The organism is Pseudomonas sp. Pseusp9, from assembly GCF_059491265.1.
The window spans coordinates 3,206,881-3,224,384 of sequence record NZ_CP168500.1 but is presented as its reverse complement, the minus strand read 5'-3'; the positions used below and the strand labels follow the sequence as shown (position 1 = coordinate 3,224,384).

The window sequence follows — 17,504 nt, the reverse complement described above, 5'->3', positions numbered from 1 at the left end:
GTCCGATAATGACGAGTTGGATAAGTACCCACACCGCGTTGGGACCGTTTTTCGATGGGCTGTTACAAGGTGCGGCAACGACACTTATCGCAAGTAGCCTGGCTTTTCTCATTGGGCTCGGGTTGGGTGTGTTTTTACTTCTCCTGAGAGTCGCAGCAGGACCGATTGGTCGATACACAGTGATGGTCTACGTCAGTGCCATCCGTGGCACTCCGTTGCTGATTCAGTTGCTTATCACGTATTTCGTTTTGCCAAGCCTGATTGGTATTTCGCTGACACCACTACAGGCGGGGATCCTGGCCCTGTCTTTCAACACGGCGGCCTACATCAGTGAAATCCTGCGGGGCGCTTTGACTTCGATTCCTCAAGGGCAGGTTTCAGCCGCCCAGGCATTAGGGATGCGCGCTCATCAGAAGTGGCGTTACGTGCTGTTGCCGCAGATGTTCCATCGCTCCATTCCTCCGCTGACCAACGAGTACACCGTACTGCTCAAAGCCTCATCACTACTGTCGATCATTGCCGTCAGTGAGCTCGCTACCGTGGCTCGCAATGCGACGCTGCAAAGCGATCTGCCGCTGCAAGTATTCAGCGCAACAGCGGTCGTTTACTTCCTTATTCTGCTGTGCGCTTCGTCGATCTCGCGACTTATCGAGCGCCGCATTGCCAAGGTGATGCCAAATGCCCATTGATATTGATGTGATCAGCCACGTAATCCCGGCGTTGTTGCAGGGGCTGAAAATCACCGCGACGGTCAGTGCCATAGGTATTCCGCTGGGGATGTTGATCGGTGCTCTGTTCGCTTACATGGCCGATTCCCAGCATCGGTTGCCAAGGCTGTTTGCCCGTTGTTATGTCGAACTTGTCCGAAATGTACCGTTCCTGATCGTGGTGTATCTGCTGTTTTTTGGCCTGCCGCAACTGGGAGTGCAAGCCTCATCCTTTGCGATCGCCATTGGTGCCACTGCGTTCTATACGGCCGGGTATTTCAGCGAAATTCTACGCGCCGCCTTGAAGAGCGTGCCGGCCGGTCAGGCGCGCGCAGCGCGGTCACTGGGGTTTTCCGTCTGGCAGGTTCAGCGCTACGTGGTCGTGCCGCAGAGCTTTGGTTACCTGATCCCGCCTACTACCAGCCTGATCATCATGATGTTCAAGGACACCGCGATCTTCTCGGTAACCAGTCTTCCTGAACTGACCTATCAGAGCAATCTGATGACCGCTGACACCTTCGCATATCTCGAAGTGCTCGGCACCGCTGCATTGCTCTATTGGCTGTCGAGCATTGTCCTCGATGCACTTGGCCAGGCTTTGGAAGCCCGTGAAAGACACTGGCGGCATCGCTAGAAAATCCCATCATTTAGGAGTTTTTTTATGAAGAATCTGACTGTCGCTCCACGTACCAACCATCAGACCCTGCTTTATTCAGAACTGATGACCGATCTGGAAAACCTTCAACAGGCGGATATTGCGGTACTTGGCATGCCTTTTGGTTCGCCCTACGGCCCACGCTCATACACCAATGACCAGACCAATGCGCCGCAAGCAATACGTCAGCTCACTGATCGCATGGTGCGTGATCCGCGGCATTACGATTTCGATATCGATGGCCCGCTGCTGCAAGGTCGTAGCGATATCCGGTTCATTGACTGTGGCGATGTATTGCCCGATGTCGCCAAACCGGGTGAGCACTATGAGCGTGCCGAGCAGGCCGTACGCCAGCTTCTCAAAGCAGGAGCGTTGCCAGTCATTCTTGGCGGTGATCACGGAATTACCACCCCCGTTTTGCGGGCCTACGACAGTCTCGACCCGATCACCATCATCCATATCGATGCGCACCTTGACTGGCGCGACGACGTGAACGGGATCAAGGAGGGGTTGTCCAGTCCAATACGTCGAGCCTCCGAAATGGCCCATGTCGGCCGTATCTTCCAGATCGGATTGCGTGCTCAAGGTAGCGCACGCCCCGAAGATCTCGAGGTGGCGCGCGAGTATGGTGCGGAGTTGATCAGTGCCTATGAATTGCATGAGATTGGCATGGATGCGGTGCTTTCGCGTATTCCCGATGGTGGAAACTACTACTTGACCATTGATGCCGACGGTCTCGATCCGACCATCATGCCCGCTGTCGATGGTCCGGCACCAGGTGGCGTGACTTTCTTACAGGCACGCAAGCTCATTCACGGATTGGTGAAAAAAGGACGGGTCGTTGGTATGGATATCGTTGAAATCCAGCCGGGCAAAGACAACGCAAGCAACCTCACCTGCGTGACAGCGGGACGCTTGATTGTCAATCTGATCGGCGCCTCTATTCGCGCGGGGTATTTCGACAAATGATTCAGACTAAAGCCGCTGTTTCATCGGTTTCCCGCTTCGCTGCAGATGTTCAGCCCCACTGCATCAGAATGCGCGGAATAAATAAATGGTACGGAAATTTGCAAGTCCTGAAAGACTGCTCGACGCACGTTAGTAAAGGCGAAATTGTGGTGGTGTGCGGGCCTTCAGGTTCAGGCAAGTCGACATTGATCAAGACGGTCAACGGTCTGGAGTCTTTTCAGAAAGGCGAAATCCTGGTGAATGGGCAGTCGATCGGCAGCGCAAAAACTGACCTGCCAAGGTTGCGCCAGCAAGTGGGTATGGTGTTTCAGCATTTCGAACTGTTCCCCCATATGTCGATCATTGAGAACCTCACGTTGCCACAAACGAAGGTACTCCATCGCCCGACAAACGATGCGAAAGCCAAAGGTATGGCATTGCTTGAGCGTGTGGGCCTCAGCGCACATGCCCACAAGTATCCGGCGCAGCTCTCAGGTGGTCAGCAGCAGCGTGTTGCCATCGCCCGGGCATTATCAATGGATCCGGTCATCATGCTCTTCGATGAGCCAACCTCGGCGCTGGATCCTGAGATGATCAACGAGGTGTTGGACGTGATGGTGTCGCTAGCCAAGGATGGCATGACGATGATGGTGGTCACCCATGAGATGGGCTTTGCTCGACGCGTGGCAGATCGGGTGGTATTCATGGAGGAGGGGATGATCATTGATGACACATCCTCTGAAGCATTCTTTAACGGGACGTCTTCGGAGCGGGCGAAGCTCTTTCTGTCGAAAATACTGGGGCACTAAGACCCACAATGTATTCAGCGTTGAACACGGAGTCAGTCAATTAAAGCTCAGTCAGCAGGTATCGATAATGGATTACTCTGCTGGCTGACGCATTTCGTATCAGATCTGCTTCGCATCGTGTAACAAGATCTACTACAGACAGTTAAACAACCTTAATGCGGATATCCACTTCAGATGGAAGTCTGTTGCAAGGGCAGCTATTGGCCGACTGTTGCCTGTCGCCAAGGGTAGTCAACGACCCAGACTGTGTGAAAACTCCCGCAATTGTCTCATCTTCTGATCGTCGAGATCGTAGCGGGGGCGATCATGAAGCGATTTATTGAAGGTGAGGCCCGGACGCAAGTGACTCTGCTGCCGGAGTGCCTGGACGATTACGTAACCGAAAAAAATCCAGTGCGAGTGGTCGACGTTTTCGACGATGAACTCGACTTGGGGGCACTTGGGTTTGAAGGTGTTGATCCTGCTGCAACCGCAAGATCTGGAGCAAGGTCGAGTCGGATGTCAGGAAGTTTGCCAAGCGCGCCGATGGCAACGTGTTTGTCTTTACCGGTCCGCTGTTTGACCCTGGCCACTCGACCATCGGCGACAACCAGGTCTGGGTGCCAACGCGCCTGTTCAAGCTGGTGTACGACGCATCCTCCAAACGTGCCTGGGCCTACGTGCTGCCTAACGGTGAAACCCGTATCGAGAGGCCGATGGACTATGAGGCTTTCGTGAAAAGCACCGGGCTCAAGCTGCTGGGGGATTTACCGGTCACGGGTACCGCAGGGCGCACTTGATGACTGAATGAGCAGCACCCCCAAAGGTTGAAGGCAACCGATGGGGTGTTGCATCGCCATGAACCAGACAAAAAAGGTCCGGAAAAAATCCGGCAAGAAGTAACAGTTTGTAAATTTGAACTATACCCAATAGGGCAATCGCTCCTGACCTCGGGACATGATGCCTCCACAGGACTTGTCCCAGGAACTTCAACGTCAAACAGACCGAGAGATTCTGGTTATGAACGCTTTGAAAATCGCGGCCAGCGATACGGCCCGGGATTGCTTTCGAGATACCGGTGCCATTGTCCTGTTTGGCGCAGCGCTTCTTCGTCCTGATCGTGACCATGACTCAGGAACACGACGACAGCATCATCCTGCGCAGCACCCGTCCCGCAAGGTTTACCTAGTCAAGCAGTGAGCATTAGCCCCTGTCCGGCTGCGTGCTGCACGTCGCCAGGCCAGGTTCAAGACTCTGAACAAGGCAAGGAGTTTGCGATGGCTGATTCAAGCAAGAAAATGGGCCTGATGGGGCTTACGACGCTGGTCACGGTCAACATGATGGGTTCGGGCATCATCATGTTGCCCACCAACATGGCGCAATTGGGCGCCGTCTCGCTGCTGTCATGGGTTTTCACCGCGATCGGCTCGATGGCCATCGCCTACTGCTTTGCCCAATGCGGGGTCTTCTGTCCGCGTTCTGGCGGCTTGTCTGCCTATACCGAAGAAGCCCATGCGAAGTCGGGGTTTTTCCTCTGCTCGTACCTGTACTTCCTGTCACTGGCCATCGCCAACGTGGCCGTGGCCATTTCGGCGGTGGGCTACATGACGGCCTTCGTGCCGTGGCTGGGCACGGGGGCGATTCCGCTGTGCATCGGCACGATCGCGCTGATCTGGCTGACCACCTTCGCCAACTTCGGTGGCCCCGGTATCACCGGCAAGATCGGCGCATTCACGGTGTGGGGCGTGATCATTCCGGTCGCGGGCCTGAGCATCATCGGCTGGTTCTGGTTCAAGCCCGATGTGCTGGCCGCGGCCTGGAACCCGAACAGCCTGCCGATTTCCGAAGCCGTCGCCAAAGCCATACCCTTGACCCTGTGGGCCTTCCTGGGCATGGAGTCGGCGGCCCAGGCCACCGATGCCGTGGAAAACCCCAAGCGCAACGTGCCGCTGGCCTGCCTGTTCGGCACCCTGGGTGCCGCCGTGGTCTATGTACTGTCGACCACCGTCATCCAGGGCATCATCCCCAATGCTGACCTGGCCAAATCCTCGGCGCCCTTCGCGTTGGTCTACGCCACGATATTCAGCCCGATGGTCGGCAATATCGTCATGGCCCTGGCGGTCATGGCCTGTGTCGGTTCGCTGCTGGGCTGGCAATTCACCCTGGCGCAAACCGCGAAGATGACGGCTGACCAGAACCTGTTCCTCAAGCTGTTCAGCAAGGTCAACTCGATGAATGCGCCCGTCGTCGGCATGATCGTCTGCGGCGTGCTGCAGACCCTCATGGCCCTGTCGACCATCTCGCCCGACGCCGCCGCCCAGTTCAGCAAGCTGGTCAGCCTGGCAGCGGTCACCAACCTGATCCCCTATATCACTGCGCTCACGGGCCTGCTGGTGATCATGTACAAGGCCGGGGTCTCGCAAGCAATCTACTCGCGCAATGTGGTGGTACTGCTCATTGCGATAACTTACTCCTTGTACGCCCTGTATGCCTGCGGCAAGGACGCAGTGATGGGCGGCACCCTGGTGCTCGCTGTCGGCTACCTGCTCTATGGATTCCTCGCCAAGCGCTTCACCGAAGCGCCATCGGCCAATCAGGCCAGGGCCGGCAATCCTTAGGCGTGGCCATCAGGACTGCACAGACATCTGCATACGGGGAAACCGGACATGAACGTACCATTTGCCACAACCACCAGACTGCTGCTGGCCTTCGCACTCTCGACGCTGCCGCTAGTGGCCGGGGCCAATACCCTTGAACGCGTGCGCAGCAACCACACCTTTACCCTGGGCTACTTGCCTGACCTGGCCCCCTTCAGCCAGCAGGAAGGCGACAAGGCCAGCGGTTATGCCATCGACCTGTGCCTGAAAGTCGCCGACAAGCTCAAGAGCGAGCTGGGCCTGCCCGACCTGCAAGTGCGCTACCAGCCTGTCCAGATTTCGGACGAGGTCGGTGCCGTGAGCCAGGGCAAGGTCGATATCCTCTGCACACCGACGCCGCCCACCCTGGAGCGGCGCAAAATGATCAGCTACTCCATACCGATCTACACCGCCGGCCTTTCGGTGGTGGTGCGCAACGATGCTGCCGAACCGCTGCTCAATGTGCTCAATGGCAAGGTCGCCATTACCGGCCCGACCTGGCGTGCCAGCATCAACAATGGCCTGGCCAACCAGACCTATGCGACCCTCGAGGGCGGGGTGACCGAAGACTGGATTCGCGAGAAGATGCGCCTGCTCAACGTGATCGCCTCACTGGTGACCGTGGCCAACATCGACGAAGGCATCAAGCTGGTGGCACAAGGCAAGGCCGATGCCTTCTTCTCCGAACGCATGCTGCTGCGCAACGCAGTGGCGAAGGAAGGCGCGGCCGGCAACCTGATGATCCTGGATCGCATCTTCGAGTACTCGCCGGTGGCGATGATCGTGGATCGCAACGACGAAGACTTCCGCTTGCTGGTCGATATGGCCCTGAGTGAAGCCTATCAATCGGGCTTCGTGGAAAAGGCCTACGACCAGTATCTGGGTGGGACCAACCTGACCGTGAAAAACCTGTTCAGGGTGTATGCATTACCCTGACGGATTCTCTGTAGGAGCGAGCTTGCTCGCGATGGTCGGCAACGAAAACGCGTGTTCATTGAATGAACGCAGCGTTCTTGAGTCCATCGCGAGCGAGCTCGCTCCTACAGGTGTGCAGCGTCAATTGGCGAGGACCATGGCGAAGTAGCCAAGGACCGTCAGCAGGATTCCCGAGACGGCAAAGGCTACGGGAAAACCGACCCACGGCACGTTGCTGCCAATCTCCGCCGCGGCCTCCATGCACGGCCCGGAATGACTGCGGGCACCGGCCATCCCGCCCATCAGTACCGCCGGATTGATTTTCATCAAGTGATAGCCAACCACCCAGACGGCGAACGGCGGCAGCATGCAGGCGACGAACCCCACCAGGAATATCTGCAAGGCGAGCGTTCCCGTCAGCTGAGCGAGCAGGGTGGCGCCGGCATTGATCCCGACAATGGCAACGAACACCAGCAGGCCCATGTCCTCAAGGATGTTACGCGCAGCGCTTGGCGTATTGCCGAAGAAACGCAGGCGCGAGGACAGTGACGAGACGATGATGCCCGACACCATCAGGCCACCAGCGCTACCCAGGCCGACAGAAGCGCCAAAGGCGGGGAACTGGATCAAACCGATCAGCAGCCCCAGGGTCATTCCGGCAAACAGCGTCAACAAATCGGTCATGCTGCTGGGCCGGGCGATGACGCCGAACAACTCGCCCGCGCGCTGCACCGCGCCGGACAGGCCGGTGACGAAAAGCACGTCGCGGCGCTGCAACGTGGTCTCCGGCCCCGCGGGCAGTGGTACTCCGCCGCGCTGGATGCGAGTCAGCTGGACCTGCCCGGCCAGGTCCAATCCACGGAACTCCTTGAGCTTCTTGCCGATGACGGCTTTCTCGGTCACCAGGATCTCCGCATGATCCAGTGTTACGGCAAGTGCCTTGGCGTGATCGACCTCCGGGCCGATCAGACCGATGTTGGCGGTGAGGCCCGTCCGTGTGCCGCCAAGGGTAATCACATCGCCCAACTGCAACTGGATATCAGGACCTGCCCCTACCGACTCATTGCCACGATGCACATTGACGACACGATATTCAGGGAATCGAGCGAGCAATTGGCGGATGGTGAGACCGGCCGTCGTGCCGTTATCCAGGCGATACGCACGCAATCCGAAGGCCTTGTCAGCGGTGAGGCCATCATCTTCGAGATCATGCATCCCGTGCTGTTCTTCATAACGACGCGCTGCCGCCTTGGCATCGACACCCCACCAGCGCGGCATGTATTTGCACATCAGTACAATGCCGACGGTGCCCCAGATGTAAGTAATGCCATAGGACAGGGTAATCATCGCGGACACCCCCTCGACCGTGTCGCCCGGTGCGAGGTGAACGGCACCTGAGGTCACCGCTTGTTCGGCCGAACCGATGGCCGAGGACATGGTCGTGGCCCCGGCGAGGATTCCGCCGGCCGCGCCTGTCGGCAAGTTCAACAGACGGGTGCCCACGACCACCACGGCCAGACTGAACGCACTGCAAATGACCGCCAGGAGGGTGAACTTCAGCCCGTCATCCTTCAGGCTATTGAAGAAGGAGGGACCGACGCGCAAGCCGACCCCGTACATGAACAGGTAGTAGAAGAGGTTCATGGTGAACGTGTCGAGCTTGAACGTGACGCCATAGAGGGATGCGGCAATGGCTATGCCACAGCCAACCACGATGGCGCCGCCGACTGTGCCCAACCCATAACCCTTGATGGTGAAGCGGCCAATCAGCACCGCCAGGCTCACCACAAGGAACAGCAGCATGTAGGGGTTGGCATTGAGAAACGCAAAGAGTGCCTGCACGGGTTGATTCCCCTTTTTCGCTACGTTGATGCCTGATGTCCGGAAAACCTCAGGCAGTAGCGTAGCGTGTGAATCCGGGGTGGTTGGCCCGCAACACCTGAATCGTCCTGTCGATGCTAGCGGTTGAAGCGCTCGGCCAGGCTGTGCAAGTACTCGGCCATGGCTTCAAGATCCTGGCTGATCGCGGCGCCTTGCTTGGCCTGCCCGGCGCTGTGATCACACAATTGGGCAATGCGCGTGATCTGTTGATTGATGTCTTCAGCCACGTGACTTTGCTCTTCAGACGCCGAGGCCATCTGCTGGCTCATACCGGTAATCCGGGTGACGGCCTCGCTGATTCCGACCAGAGCCGACTGCACCGCCTCGACACGCTGCATGCTATCGCGGGAAATCTGCTCGCCACGGTTGGCCGTCGATACGGCGCGATCGGCACCGATATACAGTGAATCGATGATGCCGTGAATCTGTTCGGTGGATGTGCGAGTGCGTTGCGCAAGGGAGCGCACCTCATCGGCAACCACTGCAAAACCGCGACCTTGCTCGCCCGCCCGGGCCGCCTCGATCGCCGCATTGAGCGCCAGCAGGTTGGTCTGTTCGGCAATGGACGTGATGACATCGACGACACTGCCGATCGATTGCGTTTGGCTCGCCAATGCATTGACCGCCTGGCCAATCTCGTTGACCGCCTCATGCATGGTTGCCATGGCGCTCAGGCTTTGCTGAGCCAGCTCACTGCCCTCACGCGTCAACTGGTCGGCCTCGGACGCGGCCTGTGCGGTGCTGATGACGTTTTGGGTGACTTGCGAAATGGTCGCGGCCATCTGTGAAATGGCGGCGGCGGACTGGTCGGTTTCACTGCGCTGACGGTCAAGGGACTGCGCCTGCGCGCCGGCAAGCCCGGATGACTGCGCCGCCTTGGCCTTGACGTTGACCCCGGCATCGACGAGCCGGCTCAGGGCGGTCTGCAAGCGCGCTTCCTCACTGATCATGGCCATGTCCAGCCGACCCTGGGGACCGTGGTTGTCGCTATAGGTGAGCGCAACCAACGGATCGGAAAATGCCTTCGGATGTTCGGCCAGGGTGCGCGAGATGGCGCTGCGATGCCGGGACTCGATCAGGTACCAGGCAATACTCAGGCTCGCCACCAACAGCCCCTGTGCCGCCACTTGTGGCAGCCACTGATCACCGAGTAGCGAAACCCCGCCAGCGATCAGCAATGGCCACCCGTGTTGCAGCGGCCGGAAAATCCGTGCACTGCGTGAAACGATCGGCTTGCCGGCCCGCATCCTTGCATAGAGTGCGGATGCCCGACGGACCTGGTCACGGCTGGGCAGCGAACGAACGGATTCGTAACCACTCAGGCGTCCGTTTTCATACATGGGCGTGACGTAGGCACTGACCCAATAGAAATCACCATTTTTCGAGCGGTTTTTCACAATGCCCATCCAGGGCTTGCCCTGCTTGATGGTGTGCCACATATGGATGAATACCCCGGGTGGCATATCGGGGTGTCGGACCAGGTTATGGGGCTGACCGACCAGTTCGTCGTAAGTGAAACCGCTGATGGCAACAAAGGCTTCATTGCAGTAAGTGATTCGGCTATCCAGATCGGTCGTGGAGATCAACCGTTGTTCGGCGGGGAATACTCTTTCATGCTCGGTTACGGGTAAATTCACACGCATACACTGCGACCCCTCGGATTATTATTATGATGTTGAGCATATGAATCAGACAGGCACCCAGGCATTGCGCCGGCCGGGCCCGCCGTCAGATCGTGGCGTTCATCGTGCGGGCCCGAGGAGGAATTTATGGACGGGGGAGGCTGGCGACCATTCATTCGACGACAATTTCTTTTCATTTCATGACAAGTCCGCGCTGGCGCAGAGGAATCCTGTGCAACGTCGAATCAAGTCAGTCCTGGATCCTGGTGTTTCAGGCCGCAGCGCTCACGCTTGCGCCTTTCTCCTGCGACGGAACGTCATGCAGGGAAATCCTTGAAGTCTCCGGTAATGCCAGCCCACCGGCCAGCGCAAGCAATGCAACCGCGATCAGGTAGAACGCCGGCGACAGGTTGCTGCCGGTGGTGCTGATCAGCCATGTCGCCACCAGCGGAGCGGTGCCGCCGAAAATGGTATACGCCATGTTGTAGGTGATCGCCGAAGCGGTGTAGCGGGTACGGGTAGGGAAGGTTTCCGAGAGCAGGGCCGCCGTCACCACGCCGCACAACACCGCGCCAATCGCCAGGAGCATGACGCCGACGATGGAGGCTGCGAACGAGCCGGAACTGGCCATCAGGAATGATGGATACACGACCACGATCAACAGTGCGCAAGCCGTCACCACGGTCATTCGACGCCCGACCCGGTCCGAATACAGCCCGGCCAACGGGCAGATTGCCGCGGCGAACAGCAATGCAACCAGTGACACCAGCAACGCCGTGGCGCGACTCAGGCCACCGGCGACTTGCAGGTAGGTCGCGAAATAGGTGGTGAACATATAAAACGACAGTGCCGTCAGTGACACAAAGGCGCCCAGGCAGCAGATGGCCGCACCATGGTTGCGCAAGGTTTCCTTGAGTGGCGAGTGTGCGACTGCGTGTTCCTGGGTCACCGCCTGGAAGGCCGGTGTCTCATCGAGCTTCCAGCGCAAGTAAAGTCCGACCAGGCCCAGGGGCGCGGCAATCAGGAACGGCAGACGCCACCCCCAACTGCCCATTGCCTCGGCCGACAGTGACGCCTCGAGTGCGTAGGCCACCACGGCTGCCGCGGCAAAGGCGGAAAACGTCGACACCGGAATGAAGCTGCCGTACCAGGCACGCTTGTCATTCGGTGCGTGTTCCATCAGGTAGGCACAGGCACCGGCGTATTCCCCACCGGCGGAAAAACCCTGGGCGCAACGGATCAGGGACAGAAGAATCGGCGCCATGACCCCGATCGCCGCATAAGCGGGCAGCAGACCGATCAGGGTCGTCGCACTGGCCATCAGCAGAATGGTTATCGCAAGGGTCCGCTTGCGACCGATACGGTCACCGAGCATGCCGAAGAAAATCCCGCCAAGGGGCCGAAACGCAAAGGCTACGGCGAATACCGCAAAGGTCTTGAGCAGCGCGGCACTGGCATCGCCGCTGGGGAAAAATTGCTGGGCAATGGTCGTGGCCAGAAAGCCATAAACGGCAAAGTCGAACCACTCGACAAAATTGCCGATGCCAGCGGCCACTATCACTCTTCTCAGCGTTTGCGGGCTGACTTGTTCCATCGTTGCGTTCGTCATTCTTGACCTCGACAATTCGTCAGTAAGCTATCGATTATCGGGGTAGACTCCGGGGCGACTCGCTTCAAAAGTGTCATCCGCATAGTCAGCACCGACTTCATGCCGTTGAATCACGCATGATTCGCGCCAGATTGGCCGAGGGAGAGCAAGGGCAATGTCTTCTCGAATTTGCAAAGCACCGAGGGTATTGTCGATCGCCGGGACCCGTTCGATTTTTAAGGAATGAAAATGACATTGACTGTCGAAAGCCTCGTCAGGATCGCAATGACCAACCCGGTAAACGCAGAAATTTCCGCTCGCTTGCCTGAGCTCGGTTTGAGCCAATGCATGCTCACTGCCGGTTGTCTGTTCCAGGCCGTGTGGAATCATCAGTCCCGGCGACCACCAGCGTGGGGCGTGAAAGACTACGATGTCTTTTACTTCGATGATGACCTGTCGTGGGACGCCGAAAATGAGGTCATCCAGTCAGGTCAGCGTCTGTTCCGGGACCTCGACGTGAACATTGAGATCAAGAATCAGGCTCGCGTCCACCTGTGGTACCGCCAGCGGTTCGGCGGGGATTACCCTCGACTTCAGTCGTCCAGAGACGGGATTGATCGCTACCTGATTGCCGGCACCTGCATCGGTCTGGATGTTGAAACGGGCGAGGTCCATGCCCCCAACGGCCTGGCCGACACCGAGCACGGGCTGCTTCGAATCAATCCGAAGAATCCCCGGCCGGACTTGTTCGATCAGAAGGCGAAAAGTTATCAGGCTCGCTGGCCCTGGCTCAGGATCATGGCGCCGCAAAGTTGAATCGGTTGAATGTCTCAAGCTGATATCATTGAAGAATTACTGGCTGAGTAGAACAACATGAACCGTCAAAAGAAACTGAAGCAGCTGTTCAAGGAGAAGGCCAAAAAGGCCAGTGCCAAACTGGCACCGAAGAACAAGCCTAAATACATTTGTAAAGCCGACCGATTGAAGCTGGCGGCTGAAGCCAGTCAGGAACCAGTCTCTTCCTCTGAGAGCTGATCCTTGTAGCTCGCGCACCACTCGACAACTCAAGCCCCTGGTCCTTTCGAGCCGGGGGCTTTGTCATGTATCGGTCATGCATCACCGCAGACCTAGCGAATACCGGTACCCGCCATCGACTCTGGCACCCACTGCGCCGTCGACAGCGGCTCGATGTAGCGGATGCCGCCATGGGGGCCGACCACGCCATTGATGTTGTAGGTGCCACGCGACAGGTCGTAGGTCATGAACGGGGTGGCATCCGGGACTTGCTGGTCATAGCTCTGGCTGAAGAACGCGAAGGAACCACGATACAGCTGGCCGCTGGTGTCGTATTGGTCGGAGGCCAACGCGGCCCAGGTATCTTCATCCAGGTAAAAGCGGCGCTTCTGGTAGATGTGCGTGGCACCGGGCTTGAGGTTGCCCTCCACGACGTAGACCCGGTGTTTTTCCCAGCGGACGAAATCCGGGGAAACGAAATTGGGGGTGGTCAGCGATTTGGCATCGCGAGCGTAGGTGAGTTTGTAGGTGTTGTACGGCACGATCATTTCCTGCTTGCCGACCAGCGTCCAGTCATACAGCTCGAGCGCACGGGCGGTGCCGGGGTTGGGGGTGTCGTAGGCCAGGATCGAAATCTGTTTGACCCGGCGCTGGGCAGGCATGTACTGCCAGGCGCGGCCAGGAAACTCTGTGGCATTGGTGGCGTTCTTGAGCATGATCGACTCGCCAGCTCGGCGCGCAGGCCCGGTATAGGACAGTTTCAACTGATAATAAATGTCCGAGCTGCTGAACGGCTTTGACAGGTTCTCGTAAATCGGGAAGGAGACGAATGCCTCGCCGGTGACAGCCAGGCTCGGTACGCCCGCCGTGTCGACGCTCCATGAGTCGTACTTGGAATGGATGTTGACTCCCTGATAGCGCAGCAGGAAGTTCCACATCGCTTCGGCGCCTGATTGCGGGATCGGGAATGGCACCCCGGGCATCACATTGTCGATGGCAATCCCGCCGTTCAGGGACCTGGCATTGGTGGCGTTTTTGCGGCTGTTGTCCAGTATCGCCTGTGGGAGCGATGCGGTGCGGTGGGTCGGATACACGTCGATGCGAAAGCCGGGGTAGCGCTTGGCCAACGCCACGGTGGTGGCGGTCAGCAGGCCTTTGTACGAATCGACGTTCTTGCCGTTGATCACCAGCAGCGGTTTTTCGCCCGCAAAGGGGTCCGGGCGCATGCTGTCGCCGGTCTTGAAACTGGAAGGGGCCGTGGTCAGGCCACCGTTGTAGGGCGGAATGGAACCATCGGCATTGCCGGCCTTTTCGGCACCCACCCACGTCAGGCTGGTGCCCAGCCGCTCGGCTTCATGACCCGATACATTAGCTTGAGCATCAATGGCCAGTGCCATGAAGGGTACGGCAGCCAGAAGACTTTTCACGAATTTCATATTGTTATTCTCCTGCCTGGCGTACCAGTCAACTCGTGACTGAGGCGCCGCGGACAGGTCCGTCGGCTCGATCGCCAGAGGTTTTTAGAGCCTCCATTAAAAAGCCGCTGATTCGGTGGCGCTTTTCATTTGACGACAGTCCCTTGGCTATTCATGACAGACCGGACGTTGTCGAGCATGTGGCGGGCAGAAACGGTTGTGCCGGGCAACCAGTTGCGAATAACTTGTTGTCCGTCTCAAAGTTGGCTTTAAAGTGAACAAAATCATAAAAAAAACCTTTATAAGTTATTGACGGGAAACTCATGGCACATTGCTATCTATCGGCAAGTGAGTTTCAGCAGTTTTTGGCTCAGGGAGCGCTGATGAGTTTTCGTACATTGACCGATTCCCCGCGACAAACGAGCCATTGCAAAGTTGCCGCAGTGCAGCCACCAGGGAACCCGGATACTGTCGGCATGGCTTGTGCCGGCAACGACGACACGATCGAGCAATTGCTGGACTCAGCGCGCAACTGGGCCCATACCACCGCTTGGGTGTTTTACCGCGCAGGTGAACAAATGCATTGGGTCGGGCAGGGCGACCCAGGGGTGCAATGGCCTTCAAGCGTTGCCAATGAAGAGTTTGAAGCCTTTTGCCTGACCTCGAACTTGCACCGTTGGCCGACCGGTAGAGGCGAAAGTGTGCTGGGGTGGCTGCTCGCGCCAGCCAATGAGGCTGCGGAGCCGGTGTTCGCCGAGTTTGCCCAGCGCTTGGGCATCGAACTGCAGACCAATACCCTTGCCCGTGCGCAATTCACTCAGCGTGTGCTGTATGAAATTACCTATCTGGCCAGCTCGACCCGTGACCGCTCAGTGTTCCTGGTAGGGGTTCACCGGCTGCTGGCCAGCCTGATCGACGCCGAAAACTTCTATCTCGCGCTGTATAACCCGCACACCGGCAAGATCGACTACCCGTATTACGTCGACATCATCGACGTTGATGCCCTGGAATCGGAAAACTACGAGTACCTTGACCGTTCGCGCCTGTCGCTGACCGGGCAGGTATTGACCACTGGCCAGCCGCTGCTGATCGACGCCGCCGGCATTCTCGCGGCCCAGGCCGAAAAGCGTTTCTACTGCGTGGGCGATCGTCCCGAGTTCTGGATGGGCGCGCCGTTGAAAAATGCCTCGGATGAGGTGTTTGGCATGCTGGCGATGCAGGTCTACGACGTTTCCCGTATCTACAGCGCTGAAGACCGCGCGCTGTTCCTGGTGGTTGCCCGTCACGTGGCCATGGCGCTGGACCGGATTCTGCACCGGGAGGACCTGGAAGAAACGGTGATACGTCGCACCCTGGAGCTTTCGGCACTCAACGACGCATTGCGCCAGGAAGTGGCCGACCGGGAGCGCGCCGAACATCTGCAGGGCGCGCTGTTCCAGATTGCAGAACTGTCCAGCCAGCCTGGTGACATGGCCGAGTTGTTTCAAACCTTGCATGGCATCGTCGGTGATCTGCTGTTCGCCCAGAACTTCTACATAGCGCTGTTCGACGACGCGACCGGTGAAGTCACCTTTCCCTATTACGTGGATGAACGGCAGACGACCACCCCGGCGGCACGGCGAGGGCGTCGGGGCTTGACCGAGTACGTGATCCGCCAGCGCCGGCCTTGCCTGATTGATGCCCCCGAGGCCGAAAGGCTGTCTGCGCAGGGTGAAATCGAAGTGGCCGATGAGAACGTACGCTCCTACTCCTGGCTGGGCATCCCGTTGTTCGAAGACGACGTGGTGCGGGGCGTACTGGCGGTGCAAAGCTATACCTCGCAGGAGAGCTATACCTTGCGTGATCAGGAGCTGCTGACGTTCGTGTCGCGGCACATTGACACTGCGTTGTCGCGGCGCACGGCCGCCGAAGCGATCCATGCCGCCAACCTCAAGCTGGAAGCCCGGGTGCAAAGCCGCACCCGCGAGCTCGATCACGCCAATGCCAAGTTGCAGCACGAAAACGCCCACGATGCGCTGACCGGGTTGCCGAATCGCACCTACCTGCAACAGCGCCTCAATCTGGCCTGGTCACGGTTCGGCAGCGAAGGCGGGCACCTGGCGGTGATGTTCATCGATCTCGACCGCTTCAAGATGGTCAACGACAGCCTCGGCCACCATTTTGGCGACCTCCTGTTAATGCAGGCGGCCCAGCGCTTGCGCGGCTGCCTGCGTGACACCGACATGCTGGCGCGCCTGGGAGGCGACGAGTTTTCGGTGCTGGCTCCCGAGGCCCCGCTGGAGGTGATGATCGAAATCGCCGAACGGATCCTGGTGGCGTTCGACCGGCCGTTTTTCATCAATGGCCATGAAGTTTTTTCGTCTTGCAGTATCGGCATCGTCAGCGCCGACAGCCAGTTCCACCACGAGCCCGCCGACTTGCTGCGCGATGCCGATGCGGCAATGTACCGGGTCAAGAGCGCCGGGCGCGACAGCTACGCGGTGTTCAACCAGGAAGTGCGTCGTGAAGTCTCGGACCAGGTCGAGCGAGAAGGGGCCTTGCGCAACGCGCTCAAGCGCACTGACGAACTGCTGCCGTATTTCCAGCCGATCGTCAGCGTCGAAACCGGCGAGTTGATGGCCCTCGAAGCGTTGATCCGCTGGCATCAGCCGGGCGGCCGGGTGATCGCGCCGGGCGAATTCCTGCCGGATGTCGAGGGTTTGCGCCTGATCGGCCGACTGGACCTGTACATGCTGAACAGCATTGCCGCGATCCTCGCACAGCCCGAACATGCCAATTGGCCCGCGGTGCACGTCAATTGCTCCAGCTACAGCATGACGCGCCCCGACTTCGCCAGTGAGGTGCTGGCACTGTTGGCACAGCACGGGGTCTCGCCGTCGCGGATCTGCCTGGAGTTGACCGAAGGGGCGCTGGTCGCCGAACCGGCGATTGCCCGCCAGACCATGCAGCAGCTGGCTGACAACGGCATGTCGGTGGTGCTCGATGACTTCGGTGCAGGGTTTTCATCCCTGAGTTATGTGCATCAATACCGTTTCAGCGGTTTGAAAATCGACAAGTCGTTCATTTTCGAGCTGACCACCAGTGCCCGCAGTCGCGCGATCGTCCGGGCGATTGTGCGGATGGCCGAATCACTGGACCTGAGTGTGGTGGCCGAAGGTGTCGAGGATGAAGCGACGCTGGACCTGCTGCGTGAAATGGGGGCAGGGCAGGCCCAGGGTTATCATTTCGCCAGGCCGATGGCGTTGAAAGCGCTGTTGGCGAGTTCACTGCTCGGTCGCCAGGATTGTTGATTTTCCTGGCAGTGGCATAGACGCGATGCCATGGAATGAACAACG

Annotated in this window: 13 protein-coding genes and 2 pseudogenes; 11 read left to right on the top strand and 4 right to left on the bottom strand. The window is 58.5% G+C overall.

The genetic code is table 11. From position 1 onward, the window contains the following. Window positions 1-8: 8 nt before the first annotated feature. From ACEN8E_RS14445 to ACEN8E_RS14410, 8 genes and pseudogenes are all read left to right on the top strand, one after another. Window positions 9-689, top strand: coding sequence for an amino acid ABC transporter permease (locus tag ACEN8E_RS14445; protein WP_495593209.1), 681 nt, complete (start codon window positions 9-11; stop codon window positions 687-689). Continuing rightward, window positions 679-1,341, top strand: coding sequence for an amino acid ABC transporter permease (locus tag ACEN8E_RS14440; protein WP_495593208.1), 663 nt, complete (start codon window positions 679-681; stop codon window positions 1,339-1,341). The genes ACEN8E_RS14445 and ACEN8E_RS14440 overlap by 11 nt, the downstream gene beginning before the upstream one ends. 27 nt (window positions 1,342-1,368) lie before the next feature. Continuing rightward, window positions 1,369-2,331 (top strand): agmatinase, encoded by a 963-nt coding sequence (locus tag ACEN8E_RS14435; protein WP_495593207.1) that lies wholly within the window; start codon window positions 1,369-1,371, stop codon window positions 2,329-2,331. A 68-nt stretch (window positions 2,332-2,399) separates the two neighbouring features. Continuing rightward, entirely contained in the window at window positions 2,400-3,119 is a 720-nt protein-coding gene (locus tag ACEN8E_RS14430) for an amino acid ABC transporter ATP-binding protein (RefSeq protein ID WP_495593324.1), read from the top strand. Between the two features lie 306 nt (window positions 3,120-3,425). Further along, window positions 3,426-3,596, top strand: a pseudogene (locus ACEN8E_RS14425) (IS5/IS1182 family transposase); the annotation flags it as partial. Then, window positions 3,587-3,898, top strand: a pseudogene (locus ACEN8E_RS14420) (DNA/RNA non-specific endonuclease); the annotation flags it as partial. The pseudogenes ACEN8E_RS14425 and ACEN8E_RS14420, both read left to right, overlap by 10 nt. Before the next feature lie 477 nt (window positions 3,899-4,375). Continuing rightward, window positions 4,376-5,716, top strand: coding sequence for a putrescine-ornithine antiporter (potE, locus tag ACEN8E_RS14415; RefSeq protein ID WP_495593206.1), 1,341 nt, complete (start codon window positions 4,376-4,378; stop codon window positions 5,714-5,716). 48 nt (window positions 5,717-5,764) lie between these two features. Further along, window positions 5,765-6,670, top strand: a complete 906-nt coding sequence (locus ACEN8E_RS14410; RefSeq protein WP_495593205.1) for an amino acid ABC transporter substrate-binding protein — start codon at window positions 5,765-5,767, stop codon at window positions 6,668-6,670. A 120-nt stretch (window positions 6,671-6,790) separates the two neighbouring features. Here the strand turns inward: ACEN8E_RS14410 and ACEN8E_RS14405 are convergent, their stop codons facing one another. The 3 genes from ACEN8E_RS14405 to ACEN8E_RS14395 all read right to left on the bottom strand — a co-directional run bounded on the left by ACEN8E_RS14405 (window position 6,791) and on the right by ACEN8E_RS14395 (window position 11,761). Further along, window positions 6,791-8,491 carry an aspartate:alanine exchanger family transporter gene (locus ACEN8E_RS14405; protein ID WP_495593204.1) on the bottom strand — a complete coding sequence of 567 codons (1,701 nt, stop codon included), beginning with the start codon at window positions 8,489-8,491 and terminating at the stop codon, window positions 6,791-6,793. 116 nt (window positions 8,492-8,607) lie between these two features. Beyond that, the gene (locus tag ACEN8E_RS14400) at window positions 8,608-10,173 is read right to left on the bottom strand and encodes a methyl-accepting chemotaxis protein (protein ID WP_495593203.1); all 1,566 of its coding nucleotides are present in this window, start codon (window positions 10,171-10,173) and stop codon (window positions 8,608-8,610) included. Between the two features lie 250 nt (window positions 10,174-10,423). Next, a complete protein-coding gene (locus ACEN8E_RS14395) occupies window positions 10,424-11,761 on the bottom strand; it encodes an MFS transporter (protein ID WP_495593202.1) in 1,338 nt (445 codons plus the stop codon). Window positions 11,762-11,989: 228 nt separating this feature from the next. Between ACEN8E_RS14395 and ACEN8E_RS14390 the strand changes: the two genes are divergently transcribed. Together ACEN8E_RS14390 and ACEN8E_RS14385 are read left to right on the top strand one after the other, a co-directional pair. Beyond that, a complete protein-coding gene (locus ACEN8E_RS14390; RefSeq protein ID WP_495593201.1) occupies window positions 11,990-12,556 on the top strand; it encodes a nucleotidyltransferase family protein in 567 nt (188 codons plus the stop codon). Window positions 12,557-12,613: 57 nt separating this feature from the next. Further along, window positions 12,614-12,775, top strand: a complete 162-nt coding sequence (locus ACEN8E_RS14385; protein ID WP_495593200.1) for a DUF2986 domain-containing protein — start codon at window positions 12,614-12,616, stop codon at window positions 12,773-12,775. Between the two features lie 92 nt (window positions 12,776-12,867). Here the strand turns inward: ACEN8E_RS14385 and ACEN8E_RS14380 are convergent, their stop codons facing one another. After that, complete coding sequence (locus ACEN8E_RS14380; RefSeq protein WP_495593199.1) at window positions 12,868-14,190, bottom strand: DUF1329 domain-containing protein; 1,323 nt, start codon at window positions 14,188-14,190, stop codon at window positions 12,868-12,870. Window positions 14,191-14,552: 362 nt separating this feature from the next. Here ACEN8E_RS14380 and ACEN8E_RS14375 point away from each other — a divergent pair, with 362 nt between their 5' ends. Then, a complete protein-coding gene (locus tag ACEN8E_RS14375; protein WP_495593198.1) occupies window positions 14,553-17,459 on the top strand; it encodes a sensor domain-containing phosphodiesterase in 2,907 nt (968 codons plus the stop codon). The last annotated feature ends 45 nt before the right edge of the window (window positions 17,460-17,504 follow it).

Coding starts and splice junctions, on each gene's coding strand:
- ACEN8E_RS14395 (WP_495593202.1), bottom strand. CDS start 11,761: ATGACGAACGCAACGATGGAACAAGTCAGCCCGCAAACGCTGAGAAGA.
- ACEN8E_RS14380 (WP_495593199.1), bottom strand. CDS start 14,190: ATGAAATTCGTGAAAAGTCTTCTGGCTGCCGTACCCTTCATGGCACTG.
- ACEN8E_RS14430 (WP_495593324.1), top strand. CDS start 2,400: ATGCGCGGAATAAATAAATGGTACGGAAATTTGCAAGTCCTGAAAGAC.
- ACEN8E_RS14440 (WP_495593208.1), top strand. CDS start 679: ATGCCCATTGATATTGATGTGATCAGCCACGTAATCCCGGCGTTGTTG.
- ACEN8E_RS14435 (WP_495593207.1), top strand. CDS start 1,369: ATGAAGAATCTGACTGTCGCTCCACGTACCAACCATCAGACCCTGCTT.
- ACEN8E_RS14385 (WP_495593200.1), top strand. CDS start 12,614: ATGAACCGTCAAAAGAAACTGAAGCAGCTGTTCAAGGAGAAGGCCAAA.
- ACEN8E_RS14410 (WP_495593205.1), top strand. CDS start 5,765: ATGAACGTACCATTTGCCACAACCACCAGACTGCTGCTGGCCTTCGCA.
- ACEN8E_RS14375 (WP_495593198.1), top strand. CDS start 14,553: ATGAGTTTTCGTACATTGACCGATTCCCCGCGACAAACGAGCCATTGC.
- ACEN8E_RS14400 (WP_495593203.1), bottom strand. CDS start 10,173: ATGCGTGTGAATTTACCCGTAACCGAGCATGAAAGAGTATTCCCCGCC.
- ACEN8E_RS14390 (WP_495593201.1), top strand. CDS start 11,990: ATGACATTGACTGTCGAAAGCCTCGTCAGGATCGCAATGACCAACCCG.
- potE (WP_495593206.1), top strand. CDS start 4,376: ATGGCTGATTCAAGCAAGAAAATGGGCCTGATGGGGCTTACGACGCTG.
- ACEN8E_RS14445 (WP_495593209.1), top strand. CDS start 9: ATGACGAGTTGGATAAGTACCCACACCGCGTTGGGACCGTTTTTCGAT.